Here is a 26,182-nt window from a genome sequence, read left to right as displayed (position 1 = left end):
TATAGTATTATATGTATTGGAGAAGTATTAGCACACAATTACAATTAAGTTTGAATAAAAATAAAAAAGCTAAATAAAAAATACAATTGATGTAATTAAGTAATATACACAAATAAATGATATGGTAAAAAATAAAAATCACTAAAAAAATATATGTTAGAGTATCTCCTCATCTCCATCATTCAAACCGTCGAAAAAGATATTGATTTAATTAATATCTTTTTTGTTATATATAATAAATATGGTAGCTAGTTTCTATATAAAATCTATTTAAATCTGGAGTAGAATATTTTAAATAAAATTTGATTATAATGCACGTAGAAGAAATTATTCTATGTGTATTTTTATATTTATTTTTTTTTATATTTAAATGCTAGAGATGAAATGGTAATATATGTAAATGTAAATATTATTTGAGGGAGTAATATTATAGTTTAAATAATTTTAATATAACATTAATAAACTTTTTAGCAAAAATTGCAATATAGGGACATTAATGATTATATATATTAATAAAAAGAGGGGAAAAATTAAATTATGAGTCAGAAACGAAGGTATAAACTTATTTCAGTTGGATTAGCCATATCCATATTAATCACATCTATGCCGATGTTTGCATTTGCAGAAGAAGCAAAAAGAATATCACAAAAAATTCAAAGTTTAAATCAAGAAGTAGAAACAAATTATGAAGAAAAAATAATTGAAAAAACAGAGAATTCAACAATTTATCAATTAAAAGATGGAAAGAAAAAAGAAGTTATTCATAACAGTAATATAAGATTTGAGGAAAATGGTAAATTAGTTGACTATGATCCATCTTTAGTAAAGATTGATAGTAGCAAAACCGATAATAATGCAGATATCTCTGAGTACGCATACGAAAATAAAAAGGGTGATAATAAAAATTACTTGCCTAAAACAATTTCTGAAGAAACTCCAATCATTTTAGAAAATGATAATTACCAAATATCAATATATCCAATAGACAAAGAAACAAATAAAGTTAAGCTAGTTGATGAAAAAGTAATGGATATATATGATAAAGAAGTAAAGATTCCAGTTAAAGCAATTTATGATGTGAATGAAGAAAATACATCTTTAGAATATGTATCACAAGATAATGGTATAAAAGAAAATATAGTTTTAAATGAAAAGCCAGAATCTAATGTAATTGAATATGAAATAGAATTAAAAGGTGTAAAGCCTAAAAAATCTTTATTTGAAGAAAGTATAGCACTTATAGACGAAAAATCAAACGATGTTATAGGAATTATAGATACTCCATTTATGAATGATGCTACTAATAAAGCATATAGCGAAGATATTACATATGATATAAAAGAAAATGATGAAAAAAAAGATACATATATTTTAACTATGACAATAGATAATAACTATCTTGAGAGTGATGAAAGAAAATATCCTATTACTGTAGATCCGACAATCACTTGGACAGGAGATAGCAACATATCAGATACATATATTGCCAATGGGGCTAATTATGTAGATACAAACTTTTATAATACAGATACAACAGTTTTACGTATGGGAAGAAGTGTTGCAGGAGCAAATAGATCTTTAATAAAGGCAAAAAATTTATTTTCTACTGTAGACGGAAAGTATGTTGAAAAAGCAACATTAACTTTATATGAGACAAGTGAAAATGAACCTTCAAACTTAATAAGAGCATATAGAATTATCGATGATTGGGACGTAAAGAAAGTTACGTGGAATACTAAGCCTAGATATAATACTAGTGATGGTCATTACGGAGAAACTACAACAATAGGACCTCAATATAAGGCAAGAGTTATGGATATAACAGAATATGCACAAAAAGTTGCAAGTGGTCAAATAAAAGATTATGGGCTTATGCTTAAATCAGAAGATGAAACAACAGCAACTGGAAAATATGCAAAATTCTATAATTCAAGACAATCAGGTACAAAAATAAGGCCGAAGTTTACCGTTGAATATTATGATGGTCCAACTATTCCAACGAGTTTATCTCTATCGAATAATTATTTGAAAAAAGGAGAAGCAGCGAAAGCTACATGGTCTGGAATAAATTCCAAATCATTAGATAGAGTAGAATATAGAATTGCATACTATGATGATGAAAGCAAAGTAACTTCTACTGAAAGTGCAGTACCGTATACTAAAATAAGTACTAAATCAAGTGGTAGTATAGATATTAATACTATTAAAAGCTTAGAAGAAGGATGTTATAGAATTCTTGTAAGGGGAGTAGATAAAGGCGGGATAAAAGGCCCTGCAAAAGGGTCAGCTTTCCATGTTGACTCTACAAAACCAATATTAGGAACTGTTTCTATATCGCCAAGTAGTTCACAGACAAGTCCTGCAGATAATTTTACACCTACGATTACTTGGTCAAATGCAAAAGATACTCATTTTAAACATATAGAATATAGTATTAATGATGGAAGCTATACTGTTGCAAAAACTACTACTTCTGGCTCTGTAACAATACCAAAGTCAAAATTTCCAATGTCAGGTACTTATACAATTAAAGTAAGAGCAGTAGACAAGGCGGGTAACATCAGTGCTTCAAAAACATTAACATATTATTTAGAAGGAAAAAATAAAGTACTAGAAGAGTATTTACCTAAAGATATATCTACAACAAATTACTATGGTAAAACTTTAATATCATGGAATGAAATAAAAGACCTACCTGGAGATATTTCATATAAGATATATAGAGGTGAAACTAGCGATTTTGTACCTTCAAAATCTAATTTAGTTGCTACAAATGTAGATGACTCATATTTCTATGATATGTTAGTAGGAGATGGAAAAATATATTATTACAAATTTGAGGTAATAAAAACTAATGCCAATGGAAAAGAAGAAGGTGGAATATTTACATCTTCGACTAAATCATCTCCAAGTGATGAAGAAGAATGGAGTAAGCGAATAGGAAGTAGGGATTATTTAGGATACCTTACCTATGAAACGCCTAATGGTAGCGGAACTATAGAAAAGAGTGGAGGAAACTTAACTTATTCTCAAACAGATATAGAGCTTCCATCAGGTCAAGTCAACTTTAATTTAGAAAGAAATTATAATAGTCAATCTAAAATAAAAAATATGTTTGGGGTAGGTTGGAGTGATTCATTCCATAAGGAATTATATAAAAGTGGTGAATATATTATCTTTAGAGATAATGATGGCTCAATGTTCAAGTTTAAGGAAGATATAGATGGAAACTATATTTGTAATGAAACTGAGGATTATGAACTTACAGAAACAGATAAAATAGAAAAGTATGAAACAAGAAACAAAAAAGAAGGCGAAGAAGAATACGAAACAGAAACACATGAAGTCAGGGATTACTATGAGATAGTAACTAAAGATAATACCATATACAGATTTAATAAAAGTGGTCAGTTAATAGCTATTACAAATCCAGTGAAACAAGAAGATACAAGTAATAATAATCAAGAAACTGAAGAGGAACAAGGTAATAAAGAGAAGCCTTATAACAACTTTTTATTATACTACTATGATATTAAAGGTAGACTATCTGAAGTAGTTAGTAATAGTAATTTGAATCTTAAGTTAAACTATAAATCAGAAACAGGAGAAAATTCTTATTTATTAGACAACATAATATTACCAGATAAAACTACTTTATCATACAACTACAATAATGATGGCTACCTAACAGAATTTAAACATTCTTCTGGTTTACAAAGTGCTAGTTATAAATTTAGTTATGATACAAATAAATATTTAAGTGGAATAAACGATGCCATGGGTAATTTATACTCTATTGGATATATTGGTGAAAAAGCAAATAAGGTTACATATCCTAATGGTGAAGCTTATAACTTAGAATATATTGATACAAAAAACACTAAGATGACTAAGAAAAATGAAAAGAATGTAGAAATCTATAGTGATAGCGTAACATTTTATTATCCTAGTGGAAGAATTAGAAAAGAAATTTCTCCATCAGGTGATATAAAAGAGATTTTCTATGATGATGATAATATGTACTTAGTTGCTTCAACAAAAGAAGCTGTTAAATATCAAGAACTTGATGCAAATAATATTGTAAGATTTAAAACTAAAGAAGTTTCTACAGGTACAGAGTATGATGATAATGAAAATGTATTGGAAGAAACTGATGAAGAAGGCAATATTACTACATACACTTATGGAGATTCTGATAATCATAATCAGCCAACTTTGATAGAATCAAAAGCTAATGATGGTAGTCTTATATCTAAAGAAAAATATGTATATGATAGTATTGGTAATACATCTAAAGAAACTGACTTAATAAATAAAACAAAGACAGAATATGAATATGACAAATACGGAAATAATATAGAAACTACTGAAAAAATTAATGCTGTTGGTACAGAATCAGGAGAACAAATAATATCTTCTGAATCACAGACTACTTATGATGAATATGGAAATGAAGCTGAACAAAGTGAAAATAGTGCTAATTTAAGTAGTAATATAATAAATAAATATGATGAAATGGGGCGAGTTATAGAAACAATAGAGCCTATTGACTTAAAAACTAATAAAATTACAAAATATACTTATGATTTTTTAGGAAGAGTAATAGAAACTTCAACAACTATATCTAATCAAGCCGAGACTGAAACTGAAACTGAAACAAAATCATATGATAAAAATGGAACAGTAATAAGTGAGACAGATACAGAAGGTATAAAAAAAGAATACTCATTTGATAAATTGAATAGACTACTAAGCACTACCATGACAAAAGGTTCTAATAAACTTATTACTAAAAATGAATATACTTATGGTAATGTAGAAAAGTATATGGGTAAATCAGATAATACTATACCAAATGTATATATAGAAAAAACATATGCAAATGATAAATTATCCAGTGAAAAATATATAGATAAATCAGGAAATACAATAAGAGAAAAATCAAACGGTATATACACAGATTATGCTTATGACAATAGAGGAAATGCTATAAAGACATTTGTCATAGGAGTTAACCTGTCTGACTTGTCAAAAGGTAAACTATCTCTATCTTTATATGATGAAAATGGAAGAAATACAGATAATATAGAAAATCCATTAGTTCAAAATAGTGAATATAAAGTAAGCGATAAATCTATAGTAACAAAGACTAAATATGATGCAACAGGCAATGAATCAGAAGTTGTAGATGCTAAAGGAATAAGAACTAAATACAACTATGATGATTCTTCAAGAGTAACTAAGGTTACATTGGACTACAAAGAGAATGCTACTAATCAAAATAAGACTGAAATCCAATATGATATATTTAATAATGATGAAACTATTTCAACTAAAGTCACAGATGCAAATGGAAATGTTAGTTTTGATATAGTAAATGTAGCAGGACTACAAGTGGAAGTACAAGATATAGGTAAATCAAATAATATAACGACTCAGTTTAAATATGATTCGAATGGAAATAAAACCAAAGAAACATTTACAAACGGAGATTATAAAGAATACAAATATAATGCTAAAGATCTTTTAATACAAACTACTTATTATGAAGATAAAAAGGCCACCCTAACTACAGATTATAATTATGATAATAACGACAAATTAATCTCAATGGTAGATAATAAACTTGATGGAAATGATGAAAAACCATATCATTACACATATTATGAATATGATGATTTTGGAAGGTTAATTGGATATTCAGAAATTAACTCATCAGCTCAGCCAAGTCCTTCAGTTATTAGTAAAAATAAGATAGTATACACTTATGATGTAAATGATAGAGTAACTGATATTAATTATCCAGAATCGGATGATGAAGTAAAAGGACTAAAATTTGAGTACAATAATGACGGTTGGTTAACAAACATAAAAGCTAAGATAAAAAGAAACTTCTTAATAGGAGAAGCTAGCTATAGAGAATATACTTATGATGCACATGGAAAAGTAAAAAATATAAAAGAATATAGAAACTTTGATTCTGAAAATGACTATATTTTAAAAACTTATGATTATGATACATTTGATAGAGTAACATCTATGAAATATGTGGATAGTAGTAATCTAGATAAGATTATGGAGTCTTATTTATATACTTATGATAAAAACAACAATATAATATCGAAAACTACAATAAATAACTATCCTAAAAAAGATTCGGATAAAATAAATGAAACTAAAGAGTATGTCTATGATAGTTTAGGTAGGCTTACAAAAACAGACATAACTAATAAATCTACTAACCCAAAAAGTACTGTAACATATGAATATGATTTAGTTGGTAATAGAATATCAATGACAAAAGATGGGACAACCACTAGCTATACATATAATGATTTAAATCAGTTAAAAAAATCAACAGAGAGTAAAGGTGGAAAAGAAACATCAAATAAGGCTTACTCTTATGACAAAAACGGAAATCAAACTATGGAAAAAGACAGTGTAACAAATATAACAGTAGAAAATACTTATGATGTTGATAATAGACTATCTACTTCTATTACTACAAATGGAGAAAAAGAAGTTGTAAATCAAGAAAATCTATACAATGGAAACGGTAAACGTATACAAAAGAAAGAAGGAAATAATGTAGTAAATTACTTCTATCAAAATGGAGTAGTTTTATATACATCAGATAAGGATGGAAATAAGACAAGCCAAAACTTTGTAGGTACAGATGGAAATGTTATAGGTACTACAAGATATAGCAGTGACGGATTTAAGTATTATACTTATAACAAGGATATTCAAGGAAGTACAACAAGTTTAGTAGGTCAAGATGGAACTTCATCAATTGCTTATGATTATGACGATTTTGGGGTTACAAAGACTATAGGTGATAGTAATTTTTTTAATGAAGTTTGCTATACAGGAGCTATTAATGATATAAGTACAGGTTTATATTATTTAAATGCTAGATATTATGATCCTAGTAATGGTAGATTTATTACCCAAGATACTTATAGAGGTGAAAGAAATGAACCAGATACATTACATTTATATGCTTATTGTACTAATAATCCTATTAATTATGCAGATCCAAGCGGGAATAGTCCTTTTGGATTTTTAAAACTATATGACTATTATGCAATGCATAAGTTAGTCCAAATTGCATATAAAAATAAATTAAAAAGTCTAGGAAGAAAAGTGGTGACAGAGAGATATATTAGAAAGTATCATGATCCAAAAAGAAGAGGATATTTGGATATTTATGACGTAGGAAAACATAGTTTTTATGAAGTGAAAACTGAAAAAACATATAAACAAAGATATTCTACAGTTAAAGCACAGATAGAAAGTTATAGATTTGGAAGTGTTGCAACAGTTAGAAAATATGGATCGTATGGACCTTGGGTTGACTTTAAAAAGTATCCTAAATATGGACAAATATCATATAATGGAAAAATTAAATATGGTTATTTTGATGTTAAATATAGATATAGATCAAAAGGCGTTATTACTTATGCACCAAAACTAAATAGACAAAGGGCAAAAGCTGCTTTTATGAGTGCGGCAATAATATCTGCATTATTATTAGCTCCTGAAACTGGTGGTGCATCAATGGCTATATTAGGTGCAGCTTTATAGTTTTAAAATTTTACATTGAAGATTAATTTTATTAAGGAAGGGCAAATTATGAAAAAAATAGTTATTAAAGATAAATATTCTGGAATAGAAAAAATATTTGAAGTATTGGCAGAATTTGTTTTTAAGAGTTCAGACAGTTTTGACCAAATAGAATTTGCACGTTATGAAAAAAGGGAAGATGATACATCAAAATATATATATAGTTATCTTACAGAAGGAGTTCCAACAAAATTACCTTGTTTTTCTACATTAGAAATGGTAAAGGTAATAGAAGAAATATTTAAAGTATCGTATAAAAACTATGATATGACAAGTATTATATTGTGGCTAAAAGAACGTGTATTGGATGAAGAAGCAAATAAAAAAGTTATTGGTTATAAAATAACAAGAGAGAATAAGATAACAAAAAAAAATATAATAAAACTTTATGAACAAGAAGAAGATGATGAGTATGATCTTCTTTTATAGAAAACAAACATAGATATTGGTGTTAAAATAAAGGCCTAGTAAAATTTTTATTGCTAGGCTTTTATTGTTTACTGTTTAGATTGCTGTTTAAATAAAATAAGATTTATACTTATGATTTAAATGCAAATCAGCTAAGAGAATCAGATAGCATAACAAATGAAGTAAAATGTTACACTTACGATGCAGCAAACCGCATGGATAATGCCATGTTTACAAAGTCTGGTATAGTAACATTAAATCAAGTAAATACTTACAACGGAAATGGACAAAGAGTTAAAAAATCAGAAAATGGTCAATTAACTAAGTACTATTACCAAAATGACTCAGTACTTTACACAACTGGAAAAGCTGATAATTCAACAGAATTAGAAGAGCCAGAGAATGTTGAAAAACTTACTGGTGTTACTAGCCTTAACTTAATGGGAGCTAGTGGAAATTCCATTGCGACAGTTAGAGATATTTCAAGTGCCGAAGGTGAAAAATACTACTTCTACAATAAAGACATGCGTGAAAGTACAACAAACCTAGTAAATGTAGAAGGAAAAAGTGAAGTAGCTTATGAATACACTGACTTTGGTGAAACTGAAATAAATGGTGACGAAAACTTCTACAATGAAATCTGCTACACAGGTGGAATTTACGATAATAAAACAGGACTGTATTATTTGAATGCTAGATACTACAATCCTGAAGATGGAAGATTCTTAACAGAAGATACTTATCGAGGAGAATTCACAGACCCAAGTAGTTTACATCTATATGCATATTGTACAAACAGCCTAATATCATATACAGATCCGAGTGGTCATTTCCCAATTTTGCTCGCATTTGATGCTGCATGGGGGGCATATGATGGATATCAATATGCTAAGAAGAAGAATCTGAAGGGTTGGAAAAAAGCAGGTGCCATAGTTGGAGGAGCAATACTTGGAACTATAAATCCATTTAAAGCATTAAAAGTAGGTAAAGTTTTTAAAAGAGTTGCTAAAATAGCGAAAAAGAGTAAGGTCACAAAGGCTATAGCTAAGAGAGTTTATAAAGTTGCAAGGAAAACTAAATCAGTTACAAAAAAAGTAGCTAGTAAAGCAAGTAAAAAGGTTACTAAGACATATCGTAGGGTTAGATGTAAAATAACTAAAAAAGGTTGTTTTACAGCAGGAACGTTAATATCAACAAAAGATGGGGATGTTCCAATAGAAGATATTGAAGAAGGCGACCTGATATGGGCACAAGATTCAGAAACAGGAGAAATAGCCCTTAAAGAAGTAGCACAAACTTTTGTAAAAGAAACAGATACAATACTTTATATTAAGGTAGCTGGAGAAGTCATCGAAGCTACTGAACAGCATGTGTTCTATATAGATAACGTAGGCTGGATACCAGCAAGTATGATTGAAGAAGGAGATGTAGTAGTTCTTCAGTCAGGTGATAAGTCTAAAGTTGAGAAGATAGATAAAGTAGTTCACAATGAACTGATAAGAGTATATAACTTTGAGGTTGAAGATTTCCATACTTATTTTGTATCTGATGCAAGTGTGCCTGTACATAATGATTATTCAGGAGTAAGAAGAAAAAAGGTCAAAGCATCTAAAACTATAGATAGAAATACTGGAGAGGAAGTAGGTAGGTTTATTGCGGATGATAAAGGTAATATAATTATTAAACTTAAAGATGGAAGAACAGTAAAAGCAGGTAGAGGTGGAGTAGACACAAATACTTTATATTCTAATGGTTCAAATTATCAAAGATATAATCCAAAGGGACATCCTCCTAATTCGGGTAAACCGCATGGACATGGCCATTTAAAAGGAAAAGGGCGTGGAAGGAATGGACAAGATCCATCGATTGATACAAAAGGGAATGTAGTTCCTTGGAATAGTTCAGCTGCACACTGGAAAATAAAAGAATAGAGAGAAGGTTAATAAATGAATACTATTGATTTTTTAAAGACATTATATTTTGGCGACAGATATTGTGTAGACTTTAATATAGATAATAAAAAGAAAGAAGTTAGAATTATAGTAAATTGTATTTCGCGTATAAGAAGTGAATCAGGTGAATGGGATTATTATTGTGATGAAGATATTGAAATGGGTACGGTAGTGATACATGGAGTGAATGAAGTTATATTAGATAAAACAGGATTAACACCAAATGAAGATATTTATGATATTTATGCAACAAAAATAGAAAATGAACTTTATAAGTTTACAATTGAAGCAAGTTATATTGATGAAGAAGCGGAGACTACAGACTTAATGTTTACAGTGATTGGTGAAGGCGTGTATCTATTAGATCCAAGTAAGCCAAATATTAAAATAACTAGTTAGAAGTTTTTCATATACCTCATAATATAAAATGCTAGATACTACAATCCTGAAGATGGAAGATTAGTTATAGATATATATGTTTGAGAGGTATTAGCACACATTTAGCACACAATTACAATTAAGTTTGAAGAAAAATAAAAAAGCTAAATGAAAAATAAAGCTAGTATAGTTAAGCAATATACACAAATAAATGATGTGATAAAAAATAAAAATCACTAAAAAAATATATATTAGAGTATCCCCTCATCTCCACCATTTAAAACCACGAAAAGGTATTGATTTTTAATCAATACCTTTTTATTTTATTATAATACATTTATTAGATCCATCTTTTCAGGAAAATTAAAATACTCTTGGAACTTTTCTAAAAATAATCCAACGTGATATCCATCTGCGATAGCATGATGGACTGTAATAGAAAGAGGCATTATTTTTTATCATTTTTTCAAAAACTTTCCTGCTTGGATAATTGGTAAAAAACTATTCATCGATGCATATGGTATGAGAGTATAACTAGAAAATTCTATCCACATATTTGATATAGTTTTATAATCATTATGAAAAACAGAATATGATGGATGTAATACTTCGTAATAACCAAGTTCATTATCTAAATTTACAATTCCAAATTCTTGTTAGCAAAAGCTCCGTAGAGTACAACTCTACGGAGCGTTTATTGTTTATTGGGATCAAATAATATAAATTAATAAAGAGAGGTAGGTAAGTAACTATGGATAGAGCAAGAAAAAAAGAATTATTACAACAGTTTAAAGAAATGAAACCGGAGATGGGTGTATATATGTTTAAATCGATAAATACAAATACTGTTTACTTAGGTTGGGATAAAAATATAAAGGCAACTATAAATGGTGATAGATTTAAATTAAACTCAAAAAATCATAGATGCAAAAAATTGCAAAAAGATTGGAATGAAAATAGAGAAGAAAACTTTGAAATAAAGGTAGTAGAGGTACTTCCTTATGATAAAGATGAGAACAAAGTGGATTACAGTGAAGATTTAAAAATATTATTACAAGTGTGTAAAGATAAATTTACACAAGAAAATGTGGAGGAAATATAGAAATGGAATTTAAAACAGTTATAACATGTGATAATTACAAAAAAATAGATGGATATAGAGCATCTAACTCAGATATAGAAAAAATAGATATGGGAGTTAAGAAAAACATAGATAACAACAGACTTGAAATAATAACAAGACTTTTAAAATCAGAGGGTGGATTTGATGAAATACCTGTAAATAGAATTTTAGATATGGCTATTTTATTATGTGAAGCTAGTTTATATTTTAAAGAAGCTTATAGAATGTCTAAATTTTATGATGAGAATAATTTAACTATTAGTCGTGTTGGGCTTCAAGGCGATGCTATGAATATTAAAATATGTGAAGATAATAAAAACTTAGATAAAGATATAATTACATTAGCAGATGAACTTAGTAATCAGGGAGAATTACTGGGAGAAAGATTTAAAGTGCTTGCAGAAATATTAGAAGAGTTAGGATATTAAATAAAAAAGGAGAATATTTATGAGAAAAATAAGCAGCATATCTTCTATTTGGGGAAGAGATTATAAGCTTGAAGAAAAACCATTTGATACTTTAAACAGTAAAAATGTGAACACTTCAAGTAAGTATTCTCCGGATGGAGGCTTTGGAAAAGGACAATCAATACTAATAGATTCTATAATAGAAGCAACACATAGATATATAGAGTTACTTGGTGATAAAAATGATATAGGAACTATTGGAATAATCGAGGATAGTATATGTGCAGAATTACAGAGTAAAAAGGAAGATATAAGACAAATTTTATTTTACAATAAAGTCACTGGAAGATGTCTAGCATGTAATTATGATATTAAAAATAATATATGCAATGAATATAAATTAAGAAATCCTAGAAATTCTAAAGGAGAAAAAGGAAGTATATTATTTTTTGCTATGATGCCGGAAATATTAGAAGATAATGAAGCGTTAAGTGTATTTAATGAGTACAAACTTCATAGAGAAGAGACAGAAGGCTTAGATGAATTATCAATAAAATTAATGGCAACTTTCTGCGATAATATATATTGCAGAATATTGAAAGATGATTTAAAGATACTTGTACCAGATGGAGCTCCTTTACAAAAAATAAACCTGGGAGATATAGAAAGTAAAAAAATAGCATATACAAAATTATTAAATGGTAAGTTTAAAATAGTTAAAGAAATAAAAGAAAAGAAAAAACAAATAGAAAATTTAACAATAGATCCGGGAGAATTTACATTAAATTTATCCAGGGAATTAACTGAGTATGAAAAAAATCAAATTATAAAATTACCAAATTGCCACAGAGTATCGAAAATTGAAAGAAGGATATGTAAAGAAATCAGACGCAATTGGGAGAAGGGTGATATGAAAATATCAAATATCCTTCTTGAAGGTGATGCTGGTTCTGGGAAAACTCAAATGGCAAAGGCATTATCTAATAATTTGGGATTACCTTATACTAAAATAACTTGTTTTTCAGATATGGATAAATCAGATGTATTAGGTTCTATACTTCCTGTTGCGGATGATGAAAAGAATGACTCTAATAAAGATATTGAGTATAAGTACTTCCCTTCAGAAATAGTAAAAGCATTTACAGAAGGTTATTTATTAGAAATACAAGAGCCTACTGTAATTCGTGATGCAGCTGTATTAATGATGCTGAACTCGGCATTAGAGCCAGATGGTACTATAAATTTACCAACAGGGGTTGTCCATAGGCACCCAGATTTCGTGGCAGTAATTACAACTAATAGAAATTATATTGGATGTAGACCTCTAAATGAAGCTTTAAGAGATAGAATTCAGCATTCAGAGAAAATGGATTTACCAGAAAGAGAAGTTATGATAGAAAGAGCCATAGCAAAGACAGGATTTGATAATGTGCAATTAGTTTCTAAACTAGTTGATACTATTATAGCTTTAGATGAATGCGTAACAGCAAACGCTATACATGGAGTGGCAGGAATGCGTTCGTTATTCTTCTGGGTAGATGCAATAAAAAATGGAGAAGATATACGAGAATCTATGTACTATAAAGTATTATATAAAATAACTACAAACCCTGATGAAATAAGAATCTTGGAGGAAGCCGTTGAAAATAATACTTCTTTATTTATTGAAACTCAAAGCAGGAGGTAATTTCTATGGATTTGGATAGTATTATAAAATCAGTAAGAGAAAATAAGCTTGATTTAGAAGATAAGAGTGTTTTAAAATCTGAAGAGTTTGAAGACTATATAAAGAGCACATCGAATAAATTGTACGAAAAATATAAATTAAATCAAGATAAACTAAAATTCTTATTTGATAAAAATATTGATGATGTATCTTATATAAAGAAAGATACTATTTATATAAATTTAGGTTCAAAGGATATAGGAGAAGGTAATAAACTTAAATTGATATTAGGATATTATGCTCATGAGATAGGGCATAGATTATTCACGGATTTTACAATAAGAGATATTTATGAGAAGTCTATTTTAAGTGGAGGTTTGTGTGTAGATTCATTAGAATTTGATAATGAAGAGTCAAATAAAAATATGATGAAAATGCAAAACTATATAAATAATCCTAAGAAATCAGGAAAGTTATGCCCTTTATTACTTTTTCTATACGATATTATAGAGGATAGTCGTGTTGAGGAGTCTATATATAAATATTTATCTAATTATGGTCGATTAATTGATGGACTTAATGAATTGAGAGATGCTCAGTATAAGAGTATTAAAGAATTTGAAGTAGATTTGGCTGAGAATAATAGATTTAGTTCTTTAATAAATCAAATAATTTGCTATATTAAATTTAGAAAATTTAAAGGTATATCAGATTATCATATAAAAAATATTGAAAAAATTAAAAAAGAAATAGACGAATCTATTTATGAAGAAGATGGAATTAAAGTAATAGATAAAGTTAATAAAATAAGTATTTTTCTATGGGATGGAATAGAAGAATACTTAGAAGAGTTTGATGATGCATATAAAGAAGAACTGGATAATATAAAACCAATGGCATCAATGGAAATAGAAGAAAATCTTAATGAAAATAGCCAAGCAACATCAACTATAGGTATGACTTATACAAAGGGTGAAATAGGTAAAACTATAAAAAATAGCAACGATATAAAAGAGCCAATTAAAAAGGATTTAGTTAAATCAGAAAATGAAGATATTATGGAGATTAATTCTGATAAAAATAGTACCTATAAAAGTACTATGGCAAGAGATAAAGATGCATTGAAACTAAGAAAATCTAGCAATAAAGATAGTACAAGTGACGAATCGATAAATAAAGAAAATGAAGAATTATTTGATGGAGTATCTAATAATAAAAATTCCATTGGCAAAGGAATAATGAAATTAAGAAATATAAAAGAAAGTAACTATGAACAAAAAAATGATTCAAAGTTATCTTCATATGGAGATATTCATAGAAATATTAGAATAAAAATCTATAGACCTGAATTTACTTATGAAGATAAATTAAATTATAAACAAGACAATAATAAATATATTAAAGCAGCTAATGAGCTAGCTAATCAAGTATTGCCATTTCTTAAAAATGAAGTCTCTAGCGAATATAGTAGAAATAGATATTATGGAACTAAATTCGAGGTTTCAAATGTAGCGAAAAGAGACTATAAATATTTTAGTAAAAAAAATCCACCAAATGAATCACCTTCAATGGCAGTAGCTCTTAGAATAGATGAATCAGGTTCAATGAAAGCGAATAATCGTATTAGAATGGCCAGTGCAACGGCTATTTTAATTTGGGAATTTTGTAAAAAATGTGATATACCAATAGGTGTTTATGGTGATACGGCAGATTTAAGTAATACAGAAGATGTATCAATATATTCCTATTCTGATTTTGATAATCAAGATAAAGATGATTGCTATAGAATGATGCAAATAAGCCCGAAGAGCAATAATAGAGATGGAGTACCTATAAAATATGTAGCAGAAAAGCTATTAAAAGTTGATGCTGATATTAAAGTATTATTTATCATAAGTGACGGAAAGCCACTTGCGAAGCCAAACTACAAAGATGAATTAGCTAAACGAGATTTAAAAAATGTCGTATCAGAATACTCAAGAAAAGGAATAAATTTCTTTGTGGCTGCTATTGGAAATGATAGAGATGTGATAAAAGAGATTTATGGAGATAATAGATTTCTAGATATATCTAATATAAATACATTACCTAATAGGATTTCTATGATATTAAAGAATTTATTATAGTTAATAGTAGAATAATTATGTCTGAGGAATAATAATTTTATACATGAAATAATGGTGGATATGATTCCTATGATTCATCTCCAACATTAAAAAAATTAACAGTTGCATTAACTGCTGATTATTTGAATAACTAAAAAAGAGCTACCACTAACAGATTTTTAATCTGCTGAAGTGGCAGCCATTTTTTTAGTTATTACTTTGTGTAATTATCGAAATAACCTTGGATGAATATAATAGGAGTTCCCTTATCTCCACTTCCTGAAGTTAAGTCAGATAATGATCCTATAAGGTCAGTAAGTCTTCTTGGAGTAGTACCTTGTGATTCCATAGTTCCAACTAAATCTGATTCCTTATTTTTAATATATTCTGATATTGCTTTCTTAAGTTCTTCACCCTTTAAATCAGCGAAGTTATTATCAGCAAGATACTTTAATTTTATTTCATTTGGAGTACCATTTAAGCCTGATGTATAAGCTGGTGAAACAACTGGGTCAGCAAGTTCCCAAATCTTACCCACTGGATCCTTGAAAGCTCCATCTCCATAAATCATGACCTCAACATCTTTTCCTGTTTTCTCTTTAAGAATAGCTTGTATATTATCAACTATAGGTTGACAGTTACGAGGGAAAAGTTTAACAGTTTCTTCTGTTGATTTGTTTGAACCTAGTAATCCATAAGTTTCATTACATCCACTTCCATCAATAGATTCACATAATATATCATCAAGGCTATAGATCTTTTCTACACCATTTGCTTTTAAAATTTTCATAGTTCTAAATCTTGTATGAATATCACAAGTAAGAACGCTCTTTGTATAATTTAAGATAGTTTTAGGATTGTTTGAGAATATTACTTCACACTCAACACCATATTCTTGGATTAAAGATTTATAATAATCAATGTAATCAACACCTGTGAAAGTATGTTTATTATACCCAAACAGATTACGGAATTCTTGCTCTGTTAAAACATCTGTCCAAGGATTAACTCCCTTATCATCTAACATATCTAAGTCAACTAGATGATTTCCAACTTCATCAGATGGATAGCTTAACATTAATACTATTTTCTTAGCTTCCTTTGCTATACCACGAAGGCAGATTGCAAAACGGTTACGACTTAAGATAGGGAATATTACACCAATAGTATCGTCACCAAATTTAGATTTAACATCTTTAGCTATATTATCTATAGAAGCATAATTTCCTTGAGCACGTGCAACTACTGATTCAGTTACAGTAACTATGTCCTTATCATTTATAGTAAAGCCTTCTACTTCTGAAGCTTTAAGTACACTTTCTACAACTATATCTTCGATTTTATCGCCTTCTTTAATGATTGGGCAACGAAGTCCTCTAACAACTGTACCAATAACTCTTTCCAAAATAATCTCTCCCAACAATTTAAATTTAATTTCAAATATTTCGTACTATTGTAATATACACCAATAAATGATATAAGTAAAATAAATAGAATGAATACATAATATAAGGGGTGCTTATATGGTTACTAAATTAGATTTATATAAGGTGTTTTGTAAGGTAGGAAAAAGTAAAAGCTTTTCAAAGGCATCAAAGGAGCTTTACATGACACAGCCAGCAGTGAGCCAAGCTATAATGCAATTAGAAGGAGAACTAGATATTAGACTTTTCAATAGAACACCTAGGGGGGTATCCTTAACTAATGAAGGGAGCCTTTTATTTGAATATGTAAATTCAGCAATTAATTTAATCAATGCTGGAGAAGAAAAAATATTAGAATTTAAAGATTTAACTGTGGGAGAGTTAAAGATTGGGGTAGGAGATACTATATCTAAGTATTTTCTAATTCCATATTTAGAGTTTTTTCATAATAGATATCCTAATATTAAGTTTAAGATTATAAATGGCACTACCTTAGAACTTTGCGACTTAATTAAGTCAGGAGAAATTAATATTGCAATTTGTAATTTTCCAATTGATGATCACTCATTAGAATTAAGGCCTTGTAGAGATGTTAAAGATATTTTTGTTTGTGGAGACAAGTATAAGGATTTATCAACGGAGAAAATTTCATTAGAAGAAATGGTAAAATATCCTTTAATATTCCTAGAGCCTAATTCAAATTCAAGAAAGTATGTAGAGAAGTTCATGACTTCAAAAGGTATAAAAATTTCTCCAGAGTTTGAACTTGGATCTTTTGATTTATTGTTGGAGTTTGCAAAGATAAATTTAGGGATTGCTTGTGTAGTAAAGGAGTTTTCAAGGGATTATTTAGAAAAGGGATTATTGTATGAGGTTAATATTTTAGAAGAAATACCAAGTAGAAGTATTGGCGTTTGTTATTTAAAGGGTGTTCCACTTTCATTAGCTTCTGCAAAATTTGTTGAGATATTATCATCCGCTAACTTTTCATTGAATGATAGTATATAACACAGGCACTGATTTGAAGTGTTATTGCAATTGATTTTGCTAGAGTGCTTGTTGGATACTTTGTTATAATACTTACATTTACGGACATAAATTTAGCCTAGAGGTAAGTAAGATTTTTTATATGGAATTTGGGTAAGAATAAAATAAGATAAGATATAGTGGAACCTATATAAGTTCCATTTTATCAAATTAATAAGTGGCGGTGGTTATATATGGTTAAAAAGCAACCAGTCTTATTTATAGGACATGGAAGCCCTATGAATGCGATAATAGAAAATTCATATACTAAAAGGTTAAGTAAATTAGGTGAAGAATTAGATAAGCCTAATGCCATAATGGTTATATCAGCACATTGGGTAACTAATGGGACTTATATAACTGAACAAGATTCGCCTAAAGAAATATATGATTTTTATGGATTCCCTGAAGAATTATATAAGGTGAAATATTCAACTAGTGGAGCAAAACCTTATATAAATAAGGTATTTGAGGAATTAAAGGATTATGATGTAAAGCTAACTGATACTTGGGGAATAGACCATGGTGCATGGTGTATATTAAAACATATATATCCAAAATCAGATATACCCGTATTGCAATTAAGTTTAAATGCGTTAGAAAATGAAGAGTATCACTATAACCTAGGTAAAAAACTATCTAAGCTTAGAGAAGAAGGTATATTAATTCTGGGTAGTGGTAATATAGTTCATAATTTAAGAGAAATGAAAGAAGATAAAGATATCAGTCCTTATACTTGGGCATCTGAATTTGATGAATTCGTAGCTAATGCTGTTATCAAAGGTGATCATGATAAATTAATCAATTACAAAGCCATTGGGAGAGAAGCTTTACTTTCTGCTCCAACTGCTGAACACTATCTACCTTTATTATATATTTCTGCATTGATGGAAGAAGGAGATAAGGTTGAGTTTATATTCAAGGGAATAGAACATGGTTCTCTTTCTATGAGATCTATAAAAATAGGTTAGTTTCCATGTTAAATAGATTGTACTCTAAGGAATAAACCGTATCGCATACTTGTGATACGGTTTTTAATATATCATAAAATATCTAAGTATTATTATTACTTTACAATAAACCATCATACTATTTTATAGGAGTGTGAGTATATGAGAAATAATTGTAAAAAAGTAGAACTTAGGGGAGTATGGATAACAACTGTATATGATATTGATTGGCCTAAAACGCAAAATAATCCTAAAGCACAAATGAAAGAATTCATAGATATATTAGAAACTTTAAAATCATTAAATTTCAATGCTGTATTTGTTCAAATAAGACCAGTATCAGATGCATTATATAAATCAGGTATAAATCCATGGTCAGAATATCTTACAGGAAAGCAAGGTGTTAATCCAGGATATGATCCGTTAAAATTTATGATTGAAGAAACTCACAAAAGAAATATGGAGTTTCATGCTTGGCTAAATCCATATAGAGTAACTACACAAGGGACTGATTTGGATAAATTAGCAAACAATAATGTAGCAAAATTAAGACCAGATTGGGTGTTACCTTTTGAAAATGCATTATTTTATAACCCAGAGAATCCAGAAGTTGTAAACTATATTGCTGTTACAGTTTATGAAATAATAAAAAACTATTGTGTAGACGGAATTCATTTTGATGATTATTTTTATCCGTATAATTATCCTCTACCAGAAGGCGAAGATAGAGAAGGAGAAATTGCAAATAAAAGACGTGAGGCCGTAACCCAAATGATTAGATTAGTATATAACGTCATAAAATCAATAAGACCATCTGTTCAATTTGGTATAAGTCCATTTGGTGTTTGGAAAAATAAAAGTAGCGATATTAAGGGATCGGAGAGTAAAAACTTAGAGAGCTATTATGATGCATATATGGATACTGTAACTTGGGTAGAAGAAGGTATTATAGACTATATAGCTCCTCAAATTTATTGGACTATAGACAACAAAAATAGTCCTTATGAAACTTTAGTAAAATGGTGGTCAGATTTAGTAGAGGGTACAGATGTTAGTTTATATATAGGTCAAAATATAAATAATGTAGATATAGCAAAAGAAATAGCTCAAGAGATAACTATAAATAGAACTTACTGTGAGGCTGAAGGAAGTATATTTTTTAGTATGAGAAATATAGAAGAAAACACAGGAAATGTAGTAGAACAATTTAAACAAGTATATAGTTGTAAGGCTATTACACCTGTACAATGGGCTAACATGTATATGTAATTAAAAGAAATCTAATAAAATATGAACTTAGATTAAATATGTTAAAAATAAAGGAGCCTATGTTATAGAAAATATATGCAATTTAGATAAGGTGGCTCAGAATTTAAATCAAGTTTAAAATGGATTGAATTGGAAGGAGCTACAGCAATAAAAGTTGAGATTGAAACTTTATAAATTTACTATTAAAAAGTAAGTTTTTGGTAGTTACAAATTCGGCCACGAAATTAATTACATGGAGAAAAGACAAATATGAGCTTGATGAAGGAAGCACAGCAAGTGTAGTAGAACAATATAGATATGTTCCAATAGATGATATAGGAAGAAGAAGATGTAAGTATATCCATTAAAGGAGAAAATGCAATGAATAAAAATTATATTTATATACAAAAGGCTCAAAAAGAAGAATATGATGACCTACGAAAGATTTTTTTAAACACAAGACAAGAAGATTTCAATTGGATGGAATATGATAGCATAAAATTAGATGATTTTGATATTAGTACAGAAGGAGAATTAATATTAACAGCAAAAATAAACAATGAGATTGCTGGGTTTGTTTCAATTTGGGAAGAAGATAAATTTATTCACAATTTATTTGTTTCATCAAATTTTAAAAGGTGTGGAGTAGGAAAAGCATTGATTAATCAATCTGCAAAAGTAGTCGGATTACCATTAGTATTGAAATGTGTAAAGGCAAATGAAAATGCTTTGAATTTTTATTTATCTCAAGGGTGGACAATCGAGGAGGAAGTTACAGAAAAGGAATCTTATTACTTAATGAAATATGAGGGTATAAATGTATTAGAAAAATAATCATGACCAGTAGTTGTATTAAGTCGTAATTTTCAAAATGTGAATTAAGGAAACTTTTTAACGAGTTACCTTAAAATATATCATATTATCAACACTGTTCTTTAACAAAACCTTAATTTTAAATAAGTAAAACTTATTTAATAAATAAAAAATACTCCAAATATATCTACCATTATAATTGGAGTATTTTATTAACAACAGAAAATGCCATTGCCACAATTATAGATATTTCAAGCTCCGGAGGTGAAAAATACTACTTCTACAATGAAATCTGTTACACAGGTGGAATTTACGATAATAAGGCAGGATTATATTATTTGAATGCTAGATACCGAAACCCTGAAGATGGAAGATTCGTTATAGATATATATTGGATAGGTATTAGCACACAATACAATTAAGTTTAAAGAAAAATAAAAAAGCTAAATAAAATATTGAACTGATATAATTAAGCAATATACACAAATAAATGATATGATAAAAAATAAAAATTACTAAAAAAATATATGTTAGAGTATCCCCTCATCTCCAATATTTGAGAACATGAAAAGGTATTGATTTTAAAATCAATGCCTTTTTTAATTGTATAAAATAAGTAACATAATTGGAAATGCAGAATATATTGTATTATGGAAGGAGGTGTTTTAATATGTCAGATAATTGGGATTATAATTATGAAGAACCACAATATAAATCATTAATATTCAATGCTGGAAACATTAATGATGCTAATACCACTGGACCTGACACTGAACAACTTGGAGGTTCTGGACTTTTTATATTAGGATGGCTTATACCTGTAGGTGATACAGATGAGTATTCATTAACTTTTAGTGTACCAAAAGATGCTGTAAGAAGATGCCAAAATGCTAAAGTATTTGTTCATTTAATAAGTGATAATACAAATACACCAGGAGATAGATTTTCAATTAGATTTTCATCATTATTTACTAGAGCTAATGGAGTAATAGATATAGATGATTTAAATACTGTTAATAGAAACAATATTCCAGTTAAAAATTCACCAGGTAGTCAGCAATATAATCATTATGTTTTAGAGTTTAAGTTAGAAGATATTATCAGAGCAGAAGATTTTGCATTATTGAGCATTGCTCGTATTCCAGCTACTAATGACTTCCAGGGTGCTGTAGCTTTAACTAGTATAGAATTTAGGTATTTAGGTTGTTAATTATACAAAGTATTACTAGATTTAAATAATTCAATTAAAAAAAAATTTAATATAAATATTGAATGTCGGAGATGATTATTGTAAATCATCTCCAACATTCAGAACCACCAAAATAAGATGAAGAGCTACTAAGTTTATTGTTTAGTAGTTTTTTATATTTAAATATATAGTAAATAAGTATGTGTATAAATAATGAATGTATTAAATATTTTATAGAAGTGAAAAATAATAATTGTAAATCTTTTGAGTTATGATAAGAAAAAATAATACCAGGATATAAAAGAGTTACTAAGTTATATTTACTAACTGGATTGATAAAACTTATAATAAAAGTTAAACTAAAGTATACTTACATAAAAAATAAAAAAGAGGTGTAAAAATGACTAAAGAAGAGAGAATTGCCAATATAGTAGCAGACTTAGAAGGATGGGAAGTCAAATCAGATGATAGTGGGTCATATCTAGAAGTAGAGTGTGGAGAATTTTTATTAGAAATGGACTTATGTGATATACCAAGTCTTGAAACTTTAACAAAGGAAGAGCTGGCAACAATAATATTTGATAAATATTTAGAACAATAAATAGATTTATATTAGAATGTAGACGAGCCTATAATAATGAAGCCAAAAAAATTAAAAATTGGACTGCGATGGTTCTTGGACAACGGTTTTGGGCGCCATATGTATATGAGTTTTAAAATGAAGTGTAAAAAATAAACACACTTTCATTCTTAAGAGTTATAAATAATGAAAGTGTGATTTCTATGTATAAATGAATTATTCTTTATTAGGATCACTCTTATTGCTAGTAAGAGTGATTTTTTATTTATCATAAATAAAAGCTCCAATTATGCTAATTAATATAGCATTAGATTTATTTAATAATTTCCACCATTCAAACCCTCGAAAAAGAGGATAAGGACTACTAAGTTTATAGCTTAGTAGTTCTTTATTATATATAATAAATTTATATAAGATAAATATAAGATAAAACGATGTGTAAAGGAAAGATAACAGAGATGTACAGATAAAAATATACCAAGCTTAAGTAAAGGATAAAATATAACTACTATTTGAAAGGAGATATAACTATGACATTAAATTATTATAAAAAGGCTCTTGAAATGGCAAATAAAGAAAATGAAAAATTAAAGCATTATACTTTTTAAAGCAAGATACAGTGGACCATATTACAAATAGGGAGTGATAGTATGTATAGCTTATTTATTGAAAAATTTAAAGTTCCAGAAGGTGCTATTGACTATTTAGATGTATTTTTTAAACCTTCAGAAATTGAATTTGTAGAAAAAATAGATAAAGATATTTTCGATGAAAATGACATTGCAAGTATAACTAGTGATGAAGAATTTATTAAAAATAGTTATCGTAATGGTTTAATTAATATTGTGGATAATGAACAGGGGTTGTATTGTTTAAATGATTTTTATGAGAAGTTAAATGTTTTCTGTATTTTAGATCAAGAGTTGTATAGAAGTATTGATGAAGAAGCTAGAAGAAAAATAGAAAAATGGTTTTTTAACTCATTTTATAATAAACTTTCTAAAGATGAAGAATTGCCTACTAAAGACAGAGTTTATTTATTAGAAGAATTACTTGAACTTATTGAAAATGATAATAGACCAGTTTATTTAAACTATTGTGATTGTCGCTCTATGAAGGGAGATTGTAACTTACCTGGAAGAACATGTATTACATATGAAAATGGCATTAATACACGTACAGATAGAGGTATTAGCGAAGAAATAAATAAAGAAAAAGCAAAACAAATTGTAATAGAAGCACATAAAGCAGGGTTAATGCATACAGCTAATCCGAATGGAATATGTAGTTGTTGTGGTGATTGTTGTTATGTATTTAGATCACAACAAAGAAGAAAGAGTATAGGAATTTGGCCACCTAGTAAATATATTGTTGACTTTGGCGAGAATAAATGTGTTGGTTGTGGTAAATGTGCAAAAAGATGTCATTTTGGAGTATTTGAAGTTAAAGAATGTAAAGTTACAATAGATGAAAGTAAGTGTATTGGATGTGGAATTTGTAATAGTACTTGTAAGGCAAAGGCTTTAACTATGAAAGAAAGAAAATAATATACATATAAGAAATACATGTTTATATGAGATTGTTAAATCTAAATCAGTTCAATATGATACTATCAATGTAATTAAAAATGGTAAAGGATATCATTTGATTCATCTATAATAAATTAGTATTTATAGTGAATTCACAAATTTATTATAATAAAAACAAAGAGATTATGTTTTGGCAAAATATTAAAACATAATCTCTTTGTTTTTTATATTTAACAGTCAAATAGTTTAACATAGCCTTTTATTTAATAGCGAAGTGTACTAAAAATATATCATAAAAGTATAATTTATTTTCCAAATATATGAAAATTTAATTAAAATTATGTAGAAAAAATTAATTTGCTCTTAATGTTATTTTAAGTTCATTTTAACATTTTGAATTTAAAATTATAACAAGGTAAACTTTTATATATTAAATATTATGAGGAGAGATTTATGATTATTTAAAAATATATATTAAAATTAAAAATTGTTAAATAAATAGTGGGAACCCACCTTAAGGAAAGGAATAAAAAATATGAGTTTAGAAAAACAAAATAAAACAAAATTTTTACTTAGCAAGGTGCCAGAAGTAACTATTTTTTTCTGGATAATTAAGGTTTTATGCACAACTGTAGGTGAAACATTTTCAGATTTCTTAAATGTTAATGTTGGATTAGGATTAATTAACACTACAATTATAATGGGAATAGTTTTTATAATTGTAGCGTATCTTCAATTTAGAGCAACTAGATATATACCAGGAATTTATTGGGTAACGGTTGTAGTTATAAGCGTATTTGGAACATTGGTAACCGATAACTTAACAGACGGACTCGGAGTACCTCTTGAGATTAGCACAATAGTTTTTGCTGTGCTATTAGGATTAACCTTCCTTTTCTGGTATCTTAGTGAAAAGACACTTTCAATACACTCAATTTATACAAGTAAAAGAGAAGCTTTCTATTGGCTTACTATTCTTTTTACCTTTGCACTTGGAACAGCAGTAGGTGACTTATATTCTGAACAGTTAGGCCTTGGATATCTTGGTACAGGAATAGCAATAGCTATTATTATAGGTTGTGTTTTCTTAGCATATAAATTCTTAAAACTTGATTCAGTATTAAGTTTTTGGGTTGCCTATATTTTTACTAGACCACTTGGAGCTTGCTTGGGGGATTACCTATCTCAGCCTAAAAAATATGGTGGTTTAGGATTGGGTACAGTAGTTACTAGCTTAATTTTTCTTATAGCTATATTAGCAATAATAGTTTATCTAAGTGTTACAAAATGTGATACAACGCCTAAGGCAGAAAAAATATCATCAAAGGAAATTAATAGAAAGAATAAGGGTGTTTTAGCGCAAATAATTGGGGTGTTATGTATTTTCTTAGTTGTTGGGACTGGTAGTTATTTTTGGTTAAATAATAATATAGGGGGCTCTGAGGCTACGCAGGTTACATTAACAGGACAATTAACAGATTTCATCAATACAGAAACTGATATCTTAAATTCTGTAGACTCTAAGGACTTTACTATAGCTAAAACAAAAGCTAATGATTTGGAGAGTGCTTGGGATAATTCAGCAGCTCAATTAAAGAAAATTGATAAAACAACATGGAATAAGATTGATGGAACAATAGACGAAGTATTATCTACAGTTCGTTCAAGAAATGCTGATAAAAATAAATGTATAACGGCAATTAATAATTCTCTTGATGTATTAAATGAATCAAATAAATAAAAATAAAAATAAAACCG

General features: G+C 28.2%; 20 protein-coding genes. 17 read left to right on the top strand and 3 right to left on the bottom strand.

Features of this window, described 5'->3' with window-relative positions:
• The first annotated feature begins 537 nt into the window (after nucleotides 1-537).
• From K0039_RS12035 to K0039_RS12020, 4 genes are all read left to right on the top strand, one after another.
• Nucleotides 538-7,587, top strand: a complete 7,050-nt coding sequence (locus K0039_RS12035; protein ID WP_228105319.1) for a DNRLRE domain-containing protein — start codon at nucleotides 538-540, stop codon at nucleotides 7,585-7,587.
• 48 nt (nucleotides 7,588-7,635) lie between these two features.
• Nucleotides 7,636-8,055, top strand: a complete 420-nt coding sequence (locus tag K0039_RS12030) for a hypothetical protein (protein ID WP_228105318.1) — start codon at nucleotides 7,636-7,638, stop codon at nucleotides 8,053-8,055.
• A 194-nt stretch (nucleotides 8,056-8,249) separates the two neighbouring features.
• Nucleotides 8,250-9,965, top strand: coding sequence for a polymorphic toxin-type HINT domain-containing protein (locus tag K0039_RS12025; RefSeq protein WP_228105317.1), 1,716 nt, complete (start codon nucleotides 8,250-8,252; stop codon nucleotides 9,963-9,965).
• 15 nt (nucleotides 9,966-9,980) lie between these two features.
• Nucleotides 9,981-10,385 (top strand): DUF6258 family protein, encoded by a 405-nt coding sequence (locus K0039_RS12020; protein ID WP_228105316.1) that lies wholly within the window; start codon nucleotides 9,981-9,983, stop codon nucleotides 10,383-10,385.
• Between the two features lie 305 nt (nucleotides 10,386-10,690).
• Here K0039_RS12020 and K0039_RS12015 read toward each other — a convergent pair whose 3' ends face one another.
• Nucleotides 10,691-10,813: a CatA-like O-acetyltransferase gene (locus K0039_RS12015; protein WP_228105315.1), complete on the bottom strand. Its 123-nt coding sequence runs from the start codon at nucleotides 10,811-10,813 to the stop codon at nucleotides 10,691-10,693.
• Nucleotides 10,814-10,822: 9 nt separating this feature from the next.
• Nucleotides 10,823-11,008 carry a CatA-like O-acetyltransferase gene (locus K0039_RS24425; RefSeq protein WP_228105617.1) on the bottom strand — a complete coding sequence of 62 codons (186 nt, stop codon included), beginning with the start codon at nucleotides 11,006-11,008 and terminating at the stop codon, nucleotides 10,823-10,825.
• A 107-nt stretch (nucleotides 11,009-11,115) separates the two neighbouring features.
• On the opposite strand from K0039_RS24425, the gene K0039_RS12005 reads away from it, so the two are divergent.
• The 4 genes from K0039_RS12005 to K0039_RS11990 are packed head-to-tail and all read left to right on the top strand — an operon-like array spanning nucleotide 11,116 to nucleotide 15,686.
• The gene (locus K0039_RS12005; RefSeq protein WP_228105314.1) at nucleotides 11,116-11,466 is read left to right on the top strand and encodes a GIY-YIG nuclease family protein; all 351 of its coding nucleotides are present in this window, start codon (nucleotides 11,116-11,118) and stop codon (nucleotides 11,464-11,466) included.
• Nucleotides 11,467-11,468: 2 nt separating this feature from the next.
• Nucleotides 11,469-11,915, top strand: coding sequence for a DUF6530 family protein (locus K0039_RS12000; RefSeq protein WP_228105313.1), 447 nt, complete (start codon nucleotides 11,469-11,471; stop codon nucleotides 11,913-11,915).
• A gap of 19 nt (nucleotides 11,916-11,934) precedes the next feature.
• Nucleotides 11,935-13,581, top strand: coding sequence for an AAA family ATPase (locus K0039_RS11995; RefSeq protein WP_228105312.1), 1,647 nt, complete (start codon nucleotides 11,935-11,937; stop codon nucleotides 13,579-13,581).
• 5 nt (nucleotides 13,582-13,586) lie between these two features.
• Nucleotides 13,587-15,686, top strand: coding sequence for a vWA domain-containing protein (locus K0039_RS11990; RefSeq protein WP_228105311.1), 2,100 nt, complete (start codon nucleotides 13,587-13,589; stop codon nucleotides 15,684-15,686).
• 193 nt (nucleotides 15,687-15,879) lie between these two features.
• Here K0039_RS11990 and K0039_RS11985 read toward each other — a convergent pair whose 3' ends face one another.
• Complete coding sequence (locus K0039_RS11985) at nucleotides 15,880-17,070, bottom strand: coenzyme F420-0:L-glutamate ligase (protein ID WP_228105310.1); 1,191 nt, start codon at nucleotides 17,068-17,070, stop codon at nucleotides 15,880-15,882.
• 118 nt (nucleotides 17,071-17,188) lie between these two features.
• Here K0039_RS11985 and K0039_RS11980 point away from each other — a divergent pair, with 118 nt between their 5' ends.
• The 9 genes from K0039_RS11980 (at nucleotide 17,189) to K0039_RS11940 (ending at nucleotide 26,165) form a co-directional block, all read left to right on the top strand.
• Nucleotides 17,189-18,097, top strand: coding sequence for a LysR family transcriptional regulator (locus K0039_RS11980; RefSeq protein WP_228105309.1), 909 nt, complete (start codon nucleotides 17,189-17,191; stop codon nucleotides 18,095-18,097).
• A gap of 212 nt (nucleotides 18,098-18,309) precedes the next feature.
• Nucleotides 18,310-19,086 (top strand): 4,5-DOPA-extradiol-dioxygenase, encoded by a 777-nt coding sequence (gene ygiD / locus K0039_RS11975; RefSeq protein WP_228105308.1) that lies wholly within the window; start codon nucleotides 18,310-18,312, stop codon nucleotides 19,084-19,086.
• A 141-nt stretch (nucleotides 19,087-19,227) separates the two neighbouring features.
• Entirely contained in the window at nucleotides 19,228-20,334 is a 1,107-nt protein-coding gene (locus K0039_RS11970; RefSeq protein ID WP_228105307.1) for a glycoside hydrolase family 10-like protein, read from the top strand.
• Between the two features lie 197 nt (nucleotides 20,335-20,531).
• Nucleotides 20,532-20,681, top strand: a complete 150-nt coding sequence (locus K0039_RS11965) for a hypothetical protein (RefSeq protein ID WP_228105306.1) — start codon at nucleotides 20,532-20,534, stop codon at nucleotides 20,679-20,681.
• A 13-nt stretch (nucleotides 20,682-20,694) separates the two neighbouring features.
• Nucleotides 20,695-21,147: a GNAT family N-acetyltransferase gene (locus K0039_RS11960; protein WP_228105305.1), complete on the top strand. Its 453-nt coding sequence runs from the start codon at nucleotides 20,695-20,697 to the stop codon at nucleotides 21,145-21,147.
• Between the two features lie 649 nt (nucleotides 21,148-21,796).
• Nucleotides 21,797-22,336: a hypothetical protein gene (locus K0039_RS11955; protein ID WP_228105304.1), complete on the top strand. Its 540-nt coding sequence runs from the start codon at nucleotides 21,797-21,799 to the stop codon at nucleotides 22,334-22,336.
• A 379-nt stretch (nucleotides 22,337-22,715) separates the two neighbouring features.
• A complete protein-coding gene (locus tag K0039_RS11950) occupies nucleotides 22,716-22,916 on the top strand; it encodes a hypothetical protein (protein WP_228105303.1) in 201 nt (66 codons plus the stop codon).
• A gap of 629 nt (nucleotides 22,917-23,545) precedes the next feature.
• Complete coding sequence (locus K0039_RS11945; protein WP_228105302.1) at nucleotides 23,546-24,442, top strand: 4Fe-4S binding protein; 897 nt, start codon at nucleotides 23,546-23,548, stop codon at nucleotides 24,440-24,442.
• Nucleotides 24,443-24,959: 517 nt separating this feature from the next.
• A complete protein-coding gene (locus K0039_RS11940; RefSeq protein WP_228105301.1) occupies nucleotides 24,960-26,165 on the top strand; it encodes a COG4705 family protein in 1,206 nt (401 codons plus the stop codon).
• Nucleotides 26,166-26,182 lie beyond the last annotated feature (17 nt).

The organism is Terrisporobacter mayombei, from assembly GCF_020748465.1.
Taxonomy (GTDB): Bacteria; Bacillota; Clostridia; order Peptostreptococcales; family Peptostreptococcaceae; genus Terrisporobacter; species Terrisporobacter mayombei.
This window is presented reverse-complemented; position numbering and strand designations above follow the sequence as displayed.